We start from the raw sequence: 13,177 nt of genomic DNA, 5'->3' as shown, positions 1-13,177 counted from the left end.
CCTCGTCGTCGTGCCGGCCGACCTCCGGCGTCAGGCCAGCCCCTTCGCGGCCGCGGCCGCCGCCGCGGCGGACCGCGACCCCACGCCGAGCTTGCGGTAGAGCTGGGTGAGGTGGAACTTGACCGTGTTCTCGCTGATGAACAGCTCCTCGGCGATCTGACGGTTCTTCCGGCCGCGCACCACCAGCCGCAGGACCTCGAGCTCCCGGGGCGCCAGGTCCCACTCGTCGGCCGCCTCGGAGCGCGGGGCGTCGATCGGGAGCGTCACGTCGAGCTCCGTGCCCCACCCGGGCACGCGCTTCACCCCGACCGCGCCGCCGAGGGCCGCCACGTTGGCCTGCGCCTGATGCAGGCCCGGCGTCCCGGAGTCCAGCCGCCCCGGCCCGTCGTCTCGGATGTTGATCAGCAGGTTGCGGCCGTCGCAGTCCCACTGCACCCGCACGCGGCCGATGTCCTCCTGCTCGTTCATGGCCAGGACGGCGCTGCGGACGATCGAGCGCGCCGCGTACGCGATCTCGCCGGGCAGCGCCCGTCCCTCGGCGGGCGGCTCGATGAACTGGACGTCCAGGCGCCCGTACTGGGTCAGCGGGCGCAGGTCCGTGCGCAGGCGCGAGAACGCACCGACCACGGGTTCCTCGGAGAGCGCCATCATCACATCGTTGGCCGTCCTGGTCCGGATCAGGGCCGACGACGCCAGCTCCGTCGCCGCCGTCCTGGTCCGCCGGTCGTCGAGATCCCGGCTGCGCAGGACGGCCAGCAGCGATTCGAGATCGGTCGCGTGGCGCTCCGTCAGCTCGGTGGTCACCCGGACGCGCTCCCGCGAGACCGCGTTCGAGTCGACCAGGTCCGCCGGCGAGGCCCCGGCGACCTGCCGCCGGATGCACGTGGCGGTGATCTCCCAGACGGCCTGGACCGTCTCGCGCACCGAGGGTTCCTCGGCCGGCCCCGGGTCGCACAGGGCCAGGACCGCCCCGGTGGCCGCCTCCCAGGCGTGGACCCGCTGCTCGCCACCGGCGAGCGTCGCGGTGACCACGTCCTCCCCGTCGCGGAGCCGGCGGCGGATCGCGTCCATCTCCAGCACGGTCACCCGCTCCGTGATCGCCGGGTCGCCCGCCTTCTTCTGGGGCCGGCCCGTGCAGTCCTCCGTGAGGATCACGAGCGCCCGGTGCGGGAGCGCCGGTGCGACGGCGTCGCTCAGCGCCGCGGCGATCTCGCGCAGGGGCGCCTCCACGATCCGCGCCACCGCGCGCGCCAGTCGCAGCTGGGCGCCGCCGGCCGCGGCGCCGTCTGGCAGGGGCTCGAGTCGAAGCGAACTCATGGTTCAACAGTATGGACGGCCGGCCCGCCACGACCTACCCGTTCGGGTAGCAGATCCGGCGCAACGGGCGGGTACCCGCGGCCCGGGGCTGCGATGGGATGGTTCGGCACCCACACGCACTGCTGGAAGGAGCTCCCGTGCAGACCATCGACACAGTGCACTCGACTGAGCAGCTCGCGCTCGATCTCGTGGCGACCGAGGCGATGGGCGCGGTCCGCGCCCTCGATCCCGGCTCGCTCGCCGAGGCGGCCGATCTGATCGAGGGGGCCCGGAGGGTCTTCGTGCTCGGCCAGGGACGGTCCGGGATCGCCCTGCGCGGTCTCGCGATGCGCCTCATGCACCTGGGCCTCACCGCCCACGTCGTCGGGGACACCACAGCGCCCTCGATCGGCGCGGGCGATGTCCTCGTCGTGGCCTCGGGCTCCGGCACCACCGGCTCGGTGGTCCGCGCCGCCGTCGCGGCGGCCGGGCACGGCGCCGTTGTCGTCGCGATGACGACGGCGGCCGACTCCCCGGTCGGACGCATGGCGGCCTGCACGGTCATCGTCGAGGCCGCCGCGAAGACGGACCACGGCGGAACGGCGTCCGCGCAGTACGCCGGGAGCCTCTTCGAGCAGACCGTGATGCTCGCCGGCGATGCCGTCTTCCACGCCCTCTGGCAGCGCAGCGGCGCCGCCGCCGAGGAACTGTGGACGCGGCACGCCAACCTCGAATGAACCACCCCTGTCCCCGCCCGCATCCCCCTCACGCAAGGAACTGACATGACGAAACTCCAGGTCGCCATCGACCTTCTGACCACCGCCGACGCCCTCGCCCTCGCCGAGAAGGTCGCCCCGCACGTCGACATCATCGAGCTCGGGACCCCGCTCATCAAGAGCGAGGGCCTCGGCGTCATCCGCGCCGTCAAGGACGCGCATCCGGACAAGATCGTCTTCGCCGACCTCAAGACGGCCGACGCCGGCGCTCTCGAGGCGCGGATCGCCTTCGAGGCCGGCGCCGACCTGGTGACGGTCCTCGGCACGGCGGACGACTCGACGATCCTCGGCGCCGTCGAGGCCGCCAAGGAGGCCGGCAAGGGCATCGTCGTGGACCTGATCGGGGTCGCCGACAAGGCCGCCCGCGCCCGCCAGGTCGTGGACCTCGGCGTCGAGTTCGTCGAGTTCCACGCCGGTCTCGACGAGCAGGCCCAGCCCGGCTTCAGCCTGACCACCCTGCTCGAGGCCGGAACCGCCTCCGAGGTGCGGTTCTCCGTCGCCGGCGGCGTGAACATCCACTCGATCACGGCGGTCAAGGCCGCCGGGGCCGACGTGGCAGTGGCCGGCGGCTCCATCTACGGCGCCGTGGACCCGGCGCTCGCGGCCGCGGCGCTCCAGGCCGAGCTGAACTGACCCGCAGCGGGCTGGCCTTCAGTGCGCCCGCCCTCGAGACACGGGGCAGACCCGCCTGATCGGGCCTGCCCACGGGAGCCGGGCACCGTCGACGAGGACGGTGCCCGGCTCCCGTCGCGTCCGCTACGCCCTCAGGGAACTTTCCGGCTCCGTTGTGCGTCGAACAGTGGTGAGTGCAAAGCTAGGATGCGGTGCATCGCCACTCGAGGGCCTGGCCCCCGCCTGCCGGCGCACCGCTTCGATCGCGTCGACGGCTCGGAGAACGGCTGCCGCGTGAAGTCCGATCAGGAGGGACGGGGACGGACCCCGAACATGAACGTCAAGAAGATCTTTAACAGCTGGGTCATCTGGGTGCTCATCGGCGCTGCGGCGCTGATCATCTTCCTCCCCACGCTGACGGCCGGGAACGCCGGCCGGGTGGACACGAGCGTCGGGCTCGAGCTCCTCGATGACAACAAGGCCTACGAGGCGCAGATCTTCGACGGCGACCAGCGCGTGGACCTGAAGCTGCGGGAGAGCCTGAAGGTCGACGGCGTCGACATGGGCACCGACATCTCCTTCTACTACTCGCAGGCGCGTGCCGAGGACGTCGTCGGCGCCATCGACCGCGCGGACCTGGACAGCTTCACGGACCAGCCGGTCCAGGAGAACTGGTTCCTGTCCATGCTGGGGCTGCTCATCCCGTTCATCCTCATCGCCCTGCTCTTCTGGTTCCTGATGTCGCGGGCCTCGGGCGGCGGCGGCAAGGTCATGCAGTTCGGCAAGTCCAAGGCCAAGCTGATCACCAAGGACATGCCGCAGGTGACGTTCGTCGACGTCGCCGGCGCCGAGGAGGCCGTGGAGGAGCTCCACGAGATCAAGGAGTTCCTCGAGGAGCCGGGCAAGTTCCAGGCCGTCGGGGCCAAGATCCCCAAGGGCGTCCTGCTCTACGGCCCCCCGGGCACCGGCAAGACCCTGCTCGCCAAGGCCGTCGCCGGCGAGGCAGGAGTGCCGTTCTACTCGATCTCAGGCTCGGACTTCGTCGAGATGTTCGTCGGCGTCGGCGCCTCGCGCGTCCGCGACCTCTTCGAGCAGGCCAAGAACAACGCGCCGGCCATCATCTTCGTCGACGAGATCGACGCGGTCGGCCGCCACCGCGGCGCCGGCATCGGCGGCGGCAACGACGAGCGCGAGCAGACGCTCAACCAGCTCCTCGTCGAGATGGACGGCTTCGACGCGAAGACCAACGTCATCCTCATCGCCGCGACCAACCGCCCCGACGTGCTGGATCCCGCCCTGCTCCGCCCGGGCCGCTTCGACCGGCAGATCCCCGTGGAGGCCCCGGACCTCGCCGGCCGCGAGCAGATCCTCCAGGTCCACGCCAAGGGCAAGCCCATGGCCGACAACGTGGACCTCAAGGGCGTCGCCAAGAAGACCCCCGGCTACACGGGCGCCGACCTGGCGAACGTCCTCAACGAGGCCGCCCTGCTGACCGCCCGCTCCAACGCGCAGCTGATCGACGACCGCGCGCTCGACGAGGCGATCGACCGCGTGATGGCCGGCCCGCAGAAGCGCACCCGGCTCATGAAGGAGCACGAGCGCAAGGTCACGGCCTACCACGAGGGCGGCCACGCGCTCGTGGCGGCGGCCATGAACCACTCGGCCCCGGTCACGAAGATCACCATCCTGCCGCGCGGCCGCGCCCTCGGCTACACGATGGTGGTGCCCGAGGACGACAAGTACTCGATCACCCGCAACGAGCTGCTGGACCAGCTGGCCTACGCGATGGGCGGCCGCGTCGCCGAGGAGATCGTCTTCCACGACCCCTCGACGGGGGCGTCCAACGACATCGAGAAGGCCACCGCCACGGCCCGCAAGATGGTCACGCAGTACGGCATGAGCGAGCGCATCGGATCGGTGAAGCTCGGCTCCGGCGGCGGCGAGCCGTTCCTGGGCCGCGATGCCGGGCACGACCGCGACTACTCGGAGAACGTCGCCGCCGTCGTCGACCAGGAGGTCCGCGTCCTCATCGACTCGGCGCACGACGAGGCCTACCAGGTGCTGCTGCAGAACCGGCACGTCCTGGACCGGCTGGCGCTGGCCCTGCTGGAGCACGAGACGCTGAACCAGAAGGAGATCGCCGAGATCTTCGCCGACCTGGTCAAGCTGCCGGCGCGCCCGCTCTGGCTCTCCAAGGACACGCGCCCCATCGGCGAGCACGGCCCGGTCATGTCCCACAAGGAGCGTCGCGAGGCCGCCGAGGGCAAGAGCCCCGACGAGTACTCCGAGGGGATCGGCGATGTCACCGACGTCCCCGAGGACAGCCAGCCGGGCAGCCGCACCGGCGCCGGGCGGCCCGGGACGGACCCGGCGAACCCGGGCGGCATCCCCGGCGGGGCGGAACAGCAGGACGGCTGACCCCCGGCGGAGGGTCCGGACCGGGGCCGCCGACGGTTTGCGGCGTCGCATTACGGCGGCCCGCCGCCCGGATGACGACGACGGCGTGGCCCCGGTCACGCCGTCGTCGTCGCCTCGGCGGGGCACCCCCGCCGGCCGCGGACCCGCTCCGGGCGACCAGCCCGCACCCAGACTTCGTTAGGATCGTCGTTGTGACTCAGAACCTAGAGACCGATCCGCCGGCCGCCTTCGTCGTCGACCAGCCGCGGATCGAGCGCGCCGTGCGCGAGATCCTGGAGGCGATCGGCGAGGACCCGGACCGGGACGGACTGCTGGACACGCCCAAGCGGGTGGCCAAGGCCTACACCGAGTTCTTCTCCGGGCTGCACGCCAGCGCGGAGGACCTGCTGGACACCACGTTCGACATCGACCACTCCGAGCTGGTGCTGGTGAAGGACATCCCCTTCTACTCCACGTGCGAGCACCACCTGGTCCCGTTCCACGGCTCCGCGCACGTCGGCTACATCCCGGGCGAGCACGGCAGCGTCACGGGCCTGAGCAAGCTGGCCCGCCTGGTGGAGCTCTACGCCCGGCGGCCGCAGGTGCAGGAGCGCCTGACCACGCAGATCGCGGACGCGCTGGTGGAGAACCTCTCCCCGCGCGGCGTGATCGTGGTGGTCGAGTGCGAGCACATGTGCATGTCCATGCGCGGCGTCCAGAAGCCCGGCGCCCGCACCGTCACGTCAGCCGTGCGCGGGCAGCTGCTCGAGTCCGCCACGCGCGCCGAGGCCATGAGCCTCATCCTCGGCAAGTAACCCCCAACCCGGTAGGAGAGCAATGAACCTCGGAGCCGTCCCCGGTACCGGTCCGGCCACCAGTCCGCTGCCCGTCGTCCGCCCGTCCAAGGTCAAGAAGTTCAGCGACCTGCCCGTGGGGCGCACCCTCATCATGGGCGTGCTCAACGTGACCGAGGACTCCTTCAGCGACGGCGGCGAGTTCCTCTCCGTCGACGACGCCATCCAGCACGGGCTGCGCATGATGTACGCGGGTGCGGACATCATCGACGTGGGCGGGGAGTCCACGCGCCCCGGCGCCGCGTTCATCGATCCCGAGGTGGAGCGCAAGCGCGTCGTCCCCGTCGTCGAGGCCCTCGTCAAGGCCGGGGCGGTCGTCTCGGTGGACACCATGCACGTCGACACGGCCCGCGCGGCCGTGGAGGCCGGCGCCCACCTCATCAACGACGTCTCCGGGCTCACCCACGAGCCGGGGATGCCCGCGCTCGTGGCGGAGCTGGGGGTGCCGTACGTGCTGATGCACCGCCGCGGGGACCAGCAGAACATGAGCGACTTCGCGGACTACGACGACGTCGTGGCCGAGGTGAAGGCGGAGCTCACCGAGCTGCGCCGCGGCTTCCTCGACGCCGGCGTGCGGCCCGAGCAGCTGATCGTCGACCCGGGCCTGGGCTTCGCGAAGAACGCCCACCACAACTGGGAGCTGCTGCACCGCGTAGGGGGGTTCTCGGACTTCGGGCACCCGGTCCTGATCGGCACCTCCCGCAAGCGCTTCCTCGGCGCACTGCTCTCCCAGGGCGGCACCCCGGCCGCGCCCAAGGAGCGCGACCACGCCACCGCCGCCACCAGCGCCCTCGCGGCCGCCGCGGGCGTCTGGGCCGTGCGCGTGCACGACGTCCCGTCGTCGTACGACGCCGTCAAGGTCGCCACGGCGTGGATGAGCGGCGGCGGTGCCGGCGCGGACGGGATCCACGACGCCCAGCGCGGCCCCGCGCAGGCCAAGGACGAATCGGCCGAGGCCGCTCCGGCGGCGGACCTGGCCGGCCGGGCGGGCGGCACCGCGTGAGCACGTCCGCCGTGGCCCCGCGGGACCGCATCACCCTGACCGGCATCACGGCCACGGGCCACCACGGGTTCTTCGACCACGAGAAGCGCGACGGCCAGCCGTTCGTGGTGGACGTGGTCCTGCACACCGACATCCGCCCCGCGGCCGCGGCCGACGACCTGGCGCTGACCACCGACTACGGGAAGGCCGCGGAGCTGGTCCGGGACCGGATCGAGGGGGGTCCGCACGACCTCATCGAGACGTTGACCCAGGGCATCGCGGATGCGATTCTGGCTCTGTTCGAGACGGTCTCGGCGGTGGACGTCACCGTGCACAAGCCCCAGGCACCGATCCCCGTGCCGTTCGGGGACGTCAGCATCAGCATCCATCGGGAGCGGGAAGCAGGCACGCGAGCATGAGCCGGACACCAGTGAAGTGCCTCCTGGCGCTGGGCAGCAACCTCGGCGAGCGGAGCGACACGCTCTCCCTGGCCGTGGGCGACCTGATCGCCCACCCGCAGGTGCGCCTGCTGCAGGTCTCCGAGGTGGTCCAGACCAAGCCGGTCGGCGGCCCCGAGGGGCAGCCCGACTACCTCAACATGGTCCTCGAGGTGGAGACGACCCTCGAGCCCTACGAGCTGCTGGCCCACTGCCAGGCCGTCGAGGACAAGCACCTGCGCACCCGCGAGGTCCGCTGGGGCCCGCGGACGCTCGACGTCGACATCGTCACCTACGGCGACCTCGCCCAGGACGACGAGGACCTCACGCTGCCCCACCCCCGAGCGGCCGAGCGCGCCTTCGTCCTGCAGCCCTGGGCCTGGATGGACCCGGAGGCGACGCTGGCCGGGCAGAGCGTGGCGGAGCTGGCGCAGCAGGCGGGCGACCGCGACGACGTCGCCCTCTACGACATCGAGGCCGACGAGTACGGGGACTGACCGCGGCATGAACCAGATCCGCCCGGCAGGGCTCGGCCTCACCGCCGTCATCGCGGCCGTGCTGGGCTGGGGCGCGAGCCTGATCGCCGCGTCCCACTCCGCCCCGGCCCCGGTCCTGCACGCCACCAGCCTGATCACCGTGGGGGCGGCCACCCTGATCGTCCTCGTCCTCGGGCTGCGGGTGCGGGCGGTCCAGGCGCAGCGGCGCCGCTGGGCGGAGGAACGACGCCGTCAGGCCGCCGCCGAGCAGGCCGCCGGCCGCGCGCCGGAGGGCTCCGGCGAGGACCGAGACGCGCCGGCCCGCAAGCCGGTGCCGCGCCGGGACCCCGTGGAGATGAACCCCCTGCTCGCCGCCCGGACCCTGATCCTCGCGCAGGCCGTCGCCTACGCGGGGGCGGTGGTGGGCGGCTGGCACGGCGGCGTCCTGGTGGACCTCCTCGGGGCCATGGCCCCCGCCTCCGCCACCGTCACGACCGCCTGGGTGATGCTCGCAGCCGGCGTCGTCATGAGTGTGGTGGGATGGGTGGTAGAACAATTCTGCAAGCTTCCGCCGGACGACCCGGCGGCGAACCTGGGGGACACGGATGAACGCGGAGAAGGATTCCCGGCCGGAGCGTGACCAGGTCGTCGACCTCGAGGGCGTGGACTGGCTCCCGGTCTCGGACCGGCTCATCACCGTCCGCCTCATCAACGGCGGCATCTGGATGGCGATCGTGGTCGGCGCCCTCTCGGTGCCCCTGATCCTGCGGACCACCGGCGTCTGGCCCGGCTACCCCGCCTGGCTGGCCTGGGCCGTCCCCGGGGCCGTCCTGCTCTGGTTCCTCATCGGGCTCGCGATCGTCCCGCGCCAGGTCCGCGCCATCGGCTACGCCGAGCGGCACGACGACCTGCTGGTCAAGCAGGGCATCCTGTTCCGCCGCCTGCTGGTGGTGCCCTACGGCCGGATGCAGTACGTGGACGTCCAGGCGGGCCCACTGGACCGCGCGTTCGGCCTCTGCAAGGTCGAGCTGCACACCGCGTCCTCGTCGGTGACGGCCACGATCCCCGGCGTGCAGGAGGAGGAGGGGGCCCGGCTGCGCGAGCAGCTGTCCGCGCGCGGCGAGGCGAGGCTGGCCGGGCTATGAGCCAGCAGGATCCCGACGCCGTCGTCCCCGGTGGCGCCGTCACCGACCCGGCACTCACGGACGCCGCCGACGAGTGGCACCGCGTCCACCCGATCTCCCCGCTGGTGCGCGGCTGGCTCGCGCTGGTCGCGATCGCCTACTTCTTCGGGCAGTCGTGGGCCGAGAACCTCTTCTCGAGCCTGACCGGGATCGACAGCGGCGAGCCGGACGACTCCGGCAAGTGGGACGTCACCGAGCTGACGGCCACGCAGGAGGGGCTGCTGCTGGTCGTCGGCATCTCCCTCGGCGTGCTCCTGCTGATCCTGCTCGGCTTCTTCCTGTCCTGGCGGTTCACGCGGTACCAGGTGACGGAGGGGCACGTGAACGTCCGCTCCGGCATCGTCTTCCGCCAGCAGCGCCAGGCGCGGATCGACCGCGTGCAGGCGATCGACATCGGCCAGCCGCTGCTCGCCCGGCTCACCGGGCTGGGCGAGCTGAAGTTCGAGGTGGCCGACGGCGGCAGCACCGCCATGAAACTGTCCTATCTCAAGCTCGCGGACGCCAAGCGGCTCCGCAACCGGATCCTCGCCCGCGCCGCGGGACTGCGGGCGGCCCAGTCCGGGGGCGCCCAGGGGCCGGGCCACCCGTCCCCGCGGACGTCCGCCGGGGTCTCCCCGGCGGACAGCGATGCCGACGGCGCTGCGCTGGCTGACCCGACTCCGGACGGCGCGGCCCCGGACGCGACCCGGCCGGACGCCGTCGTCCCCGGAACCGCGGCGCCGCATTCCGCGGCGCCGCATTCCGCGGCGCCGCACCCCGTCGTGCAGCATCCCGTCGTGCCGGGCACGGCCCCCGGCGAGCCAGCGCCCGGGACCACCGCCGCGGCCGCGAGGCGCGGCGTCGCGCCGGTCCTGAGCGACGAGGACCTCGAGGCTCCCGAGAGCACCCTGGTCCGCGTCCCGCCGGGCCGGCTCGTCCTCTCACTGCTGGTGAGCCCCTGGCTGTGGTTCGTGCTGGTGATGCTGGTCGGCGGCATCATCGGGGAGGTCCTCTCCGACGGGGCGTTCCGGGTGGTCTACCTGGTGCCCGGCCTCTTCGGCATCCTGCCGTGGCTGTGGGGCGAGTTCTCGAACGGCTTCAACTTCCGGGCGGGCGTGAGCCCGGACGGGCTGCGGATGAGCTACGGCCTGCTGGACACGCACCACCAGACCGTCCCGCCCGGGCGCGTCCAGGCGGTCCAGGTGACGCAGGGGCTGATCTGGAAGCTGTTCGGCTGGCACCGGGTCACCGTGAACGTCGCCGGCTACGGCGAGGCCACCGGCGGCAGCGCGGCCCGGTCCACGGTGCTGCCCGTCGGGACGCGGCAGGACGTGCTGAACGTGCTGTCCATCATCCTGCCGAACCCGGGAACGGACCGCCCGCTCGAGCTGATCGGCGCCGGCATCGCCGGCCGCGGCGCGGAGGAGGGCTTCACGACGTCGCCGCGCAGCGCCCGGGTCCTCTCGCCCTTCGCGTGGCGCCGGCAGGGCTACGCCCTCACCCGGACCGCCGTGTTCGCCCGCTCCGGCGTCCTGGTGCGCTGCCTGTTCATGGTGCCCCACGAGCGCACGCAGGGCATCCGCCTGACCCAGGGCCCCCTGGCGCGCTGGCGCGGCGTCGCGAACGTCTCGCTCGTGACCACGGACGGGCCGGTCCACCCGGCGATCGAGCAGGCCGGGGTGGCGGAGGCCCGCCGGTTCTTCCTCGAGCAGGCCGAGCGCGCGGCCGAGGCGCGCCACCTCCACGACCACGACCACTGGCTGGACGACGACCCCTACGGTGTCCCGCGGGGCGGACCCGCGAGGGAAGGAGAGCGATGAGCAAGCCCGGACGCCTCGGCATCGGCATCGTGAGCGCAGGCCGGGTGGGCGCGGTCCTCGGCTACGCCCTGCGTGCGGCCGAGCACCAGGTGGTGGGCGTGCACGCCGTCTCCGAGGAGTCGCGTGACCGCGCCGAGAACCTGCTGCCGGGCGCGCCGATCCTCGAGATCCCGGAGATCCTGCGCCGGGCCGAGCTCGTGCTGCTCGCGGTGCCGGACGACCAGCTGGGCCCTCTGGTGCAGGGCCTCGCCGACGGCGGGCACTGGCGCACCGGACAGCTCGTGGTGCACACCGCCGGCCGCTACGGGATCGGCGTCCTGGAGCCCGCCCGCGCGGCCGGGGCCATCCCGCTGGCCATCCACCCCGCCATGACGTTCACCGGCCTCTCGATGGACCTGGCCCGCCTGGGCGACTGCGTCTTCGGGGTCACGGCGGACAACATGATGCTCCCGATCGCCCAGGCCCTCGTGGTGGAAATGGGCGCCGAGCCCGTCGTCGTCGCCGAGGACCACCGCGTCCGCTACCACGCGGCCCTCGCCCACGCCTCCAACCACCTGGTCACCATCGCCGGCCAGGCCGCCCAGATGCTCGGCGCGATCGGCGTCGAACGGCCGGACCGCGTCCTGGCCCCGCTGATGCGGGCGTCGCTGGAGAACGCGCTGGCCTCCGGGGAGAGCGCCCTCACCGGGCCGGTCGCCCGCGGCGACTCCGGTACCGTCGCCGAGCACGCGGAGGCCCTGCGCGCGGAGGACGACGACGTGCGGCTCGCCTACCAGGCGATGGCGCGGGCCACCGCCCTGCGGGCCGTGGACCGGGGACGGATCACCCAGGAGCAGGCCGACAGGATCCTCGACCTCCTAGACTGACGGCGTGAGCCAGGAACCGCGTCCCGATCTGCCCGCCCGCCCGTCCGCCGCGCGCATCGTCCGCAGCGTCGCCGAGCTGAAGGCGGCCTCGCGCGAGCTCCTCGAGTCCGCCGCAGGCTCCCGGCCGGACCGGGCCCGGCCGGCATCGCTCGGCCTGGTGCCCACGATGGGCGCGCTCCACGCCGGTCACGCCACCCTGATCCGCCAGGCCCGCGCGGAGAACGACGTCGTGGTGGTCACCGTCTTCGTCAACCGCCTCCAGTTCGACGATCCCGCCGACTACGAGCGGTACCCGCGCACGCTCGACGCCGATGCGGCCCTGGCGGGGGAGGCCGGCGCAGATCTGGTCTTCGCCCCCGGGGAGGCGGAGGTCTACCCGGACGGCGCACCCCGCGTGCTCGTCTCGGCGGGCGATCTCGGCACGCGCTTCGAGGGCCGGTCCCGTCCCGGGCACTTCGACGGCATGCTCGCCGTCGTCGCCAAGCTGCTCCACTACGGGCAGCCGGATGCCGGGACCACCGTGCCGACCCGCTACCGCGCCTACTTCGGGCAGAAGGACGCGCAGCAGCTGGCAATCGTGCAACGCCTGGTCAAGGACCTCGACTACCCGGTGGACATCCGGCCGGTGCCGATCGTCCGGGCCGAGGACGGCCTCGCGCTGTCCAGCCGCAACCAGTTCCTCACCGCCGAGGACCGGGAGGCGGCCCTCGTGCTCTCGCGTGCGCTGTTCCTGATGAAGGAGCGGGCGGAGGCGCGCCTGCCCCTCCGGCCGGACGACGCCGTCGCGCTCATCGAGTCGGATGCGCGCGTGGAGCTCGACTACTTCGAGGTCGTCGACCCCGAGACCCTGGAGGTCCTCGCGTTCAACTGCCAGGACACCCCCTTCACGGGGACAGGCCTCGCCCTGGTCGCGGCGCGCGTCGGATCCGTCCGGCTCATCGACAACATGCCGCTGACCGACGGTTCCTCCTAGGAACTCGAGGAGCCGGAACTGCCGGGCTGCAGGCGGTCGGCGAGTGTGACGCAGCACGCATTTCCCGACGTGCCCCGTGAAGGCCGGCCCGTGGCCCGAGATCCGCGGAATGACGGGCCTCCGGGGCCCGGAGGGGTGGTTAGCGGCCCGATTTTGCAGGGTGCTGTTTCCTGTGTAGAGTATTTCGAGTCGTCGCGACGAGGACAGCACGGAGGGATCCGGGGCTGAGGATTGAAGCGGTGGCGGAATCCTTTTCTCCTTTCTTTTGAATCCGTTTCGGCGGGTGTTTTCGAACGCCCGGGGAATTGTTTCGGGTGGGGGTTGCGGGTTCTCCGGTGTGGTGCGGGTCGCAGGTTCTGCGGTTTGCATCGGCGGGGGGATGCGGGTAAGGTATTCGAGTTGCTTCGGAGCGAAGCGGTCGGGATGTTCGGTCCTGGTTGTTGTAGTCCGGGGTGTCTGTTGTTTGAGAACTCAATAGTGTGCCAAGTTTGTTGATACCAAATTGTTTTATTTGGTGAATTGACT

The 13,177-nt window shown here is 72.2% G+C and carries 13 protein-coding genes; 12 read left to right on the top strand and 1 reads right to left on the bottom strand.

Translation table 11 applies throughout. The features are described 5' to 3' along the window. Positions 1 to 30: 30 nt before the first annotated feature. Positions 31 to 1,317 (bottom strand): helix-turn-helix transcriptional regulator, encoded by a 1,287-nt coding sequence (locus ABD784_RS09625; protein ID WP_344883584.1) that lies wholly within the window; start codon positions 1,315 to 1,317, stop codon positions 31 to 33. A gap of 137 nt (positions 1,318 to 1,454) precedes the next feature. Here ABD784_RS09625 and hxlB point away from each other — a divergent pair, with 137 nt between their 5' ends. From hxlB to panC, 12 genes are all read left to right on the top strand, one after another. After that, positions 1,455 to 2,033, top strand: coding sequence for a 6-phospho-3-hexuloisomerase (hxlB, locus tag ABD784_RS09620; RefSeq protein ID WP_344883581.1), 579 nt, complete (start codon positions 1,455 to 1,457; stop codon positions 2,031 to 2,033). A 45-nt stretch (positions 2,034 to 2,078) separates the two neighbouring features. Beyond that, complete coding sequence (gene hxlA, locus ABD784_RS09615; protein WP_344883578.1) at positions 2,079 to 2,705, top strand: 3-hexulose-6-phosphate synthase; 627 nt, start codon at positions 2,079 to 2,081, stop codon at positions 2,703 to 2,705. A 312-nt stretch (positions 2,706 to 3,017) separates the two neighbouring features. Then, positions 3,018 to 5,102, top strand: coding sequence for an ATP-dependent zinc metalloprotease FtsH (ftsH, locus tag ABD784_RS09610; protein ID WP_344883575.1), 2,085 nt, complete (start codon positions 3,018 to 3,020; stop codon positions 5,100 to 5,102). Positions 5,103 to 5,293: 191 nt separating this feature from the next. Beyond that, complete coding sequence (gene folE, locus ABD784_RS09605; protein ID WP_344883571.1) at positions 5,294 to 5,896, top strand: GTP cyclohydrolase I FolE; 603 nt, start codon at positions 5,294 to 5,296, stop codon at positions 5,894 to 5,896. Between the two features lie 22 nt (positions 5,897 to 5,918). Continuing rightward, a complete protein-coding gene (gene folP, locus ABD784_RS09600; protein WP_344883568.1) occupies positions 5,919 to 6,938 on the top strand; it encodes a dihydropteroate synthase in 1,020 nt (339 codons plus the stop codon). Further along, positions 6,935 to 7,336, top strand: a complete 402-nt coding sequence (gene folB / locus ABD784_RS09595) for a dihydroneopterin aldolase (protein WP_344883565.1) — start codon at positions 6,935 to 6,937, stop codon at positions 7,334 to 7,336. Before folP ends, folB begins: the two co-directional genes overlap by 4 nt. Beyond that, a complete protein-coding gene (gene folK / locus ABD784_RS09590) occupies positions 7,333 to 7,851 on the top strand; it encodes a 2-amino-4-hydroxy-6-hydroxymethyldihydropteridine diphosphokinase (RefSeq protein WP_344883562.1) in 519 nt (172 codons plus the stop codon). The genes folB and folK overlap by 4 nt, the downstream gene beginning before the upstream one ends. Before the next feature lie 7 nt (positions 7,852 to 7,858). Next, positions 7,859 to 8,470: a DUF3180 domain-containing protein gene (locus ABD784_RS09585; RefSeq protein ID WP_344883558.1), complete on the top strand. Its 612-nt coding sequence runs from the start codon at positions 7,859 to 7,861 to the stop codon at positions 8,468 to 8,470. Further along, a complete protein-coding gene (locus ABD784_RS09580; RefSeq protein ID WP_344883555.1) occupies positions 8,436 to 8,975 on the top strand; it encodes a PH domain-containing protein in 540 nt (179 codons plus the stop codon). The genes ABD784_RS09585 and ABD784_RS09580 overlap by 35 nt, the downstream gene beginning before the upstream one ends. Continuing rightward, the gene (locus tag ABD784_RS09575; protein ID WP_344883552.1) at positions 8,972 to 10,813 is read left to right on the top strand and encodes a PH domain-containing protein; all 1,842 of its coding nucleotides are present in this window, start codon (positions 8,972 to 8,974) and stop codon (positions 10,811 to 10,813) included. Before ABD784_RS09580 ends, ABD784_RS09575 begins: the two co-directional genes overlap by 4 nt. Beyond that, positions 10,810 to 11,679 carry a Rossmann-like and DUF2520 domain-containing protein gene (locus tag ABD784_RS09570; protein ID WP_344883549.1) on the top strand — a complete coding sequence of 290 codons (870 nt, stop codon included), beginning with the start codon at positions 10,810 to 10,812 and terminating at the stop codon, positions 11,677 to 11,679. Before ABD784_RS09575 ends, ABD784_RS09570 begins: the two co-directional genes overlap by 4 nt. A gap of 4 nt (positions 11,680 to 11,683) precedes the next feature. Continuing rightward, positions 11,684 to 12,652 carry a pantoate--beta-alanine ligase gene (gene panC, locus ABD784_RS09565; protein WP_344883546.1) on the top strand — a complete coding sequence of 323 codons (969 nt, stop codon included), beginning with the start codon at positions 11,684 to 11,686 and terminating at the stop codon, positions 12,650 to 12,652. Positions 12,653 to 13,177 lie beyond the last annotated feature (525 nt).

Source organism: Zhihengliuella alba (assembly GCF_039538765.1).
Taxonomy (GTDB): domain Bacteria; phylum Actinomycetota; class Actinomycetes; order Actinomycetales; family Micrococcaceae; genus Zhihengliuella; species Zhihengliuella alba.
This window is presented reverse-complemented; position numbering and strand designations above follow the sequence as displayed.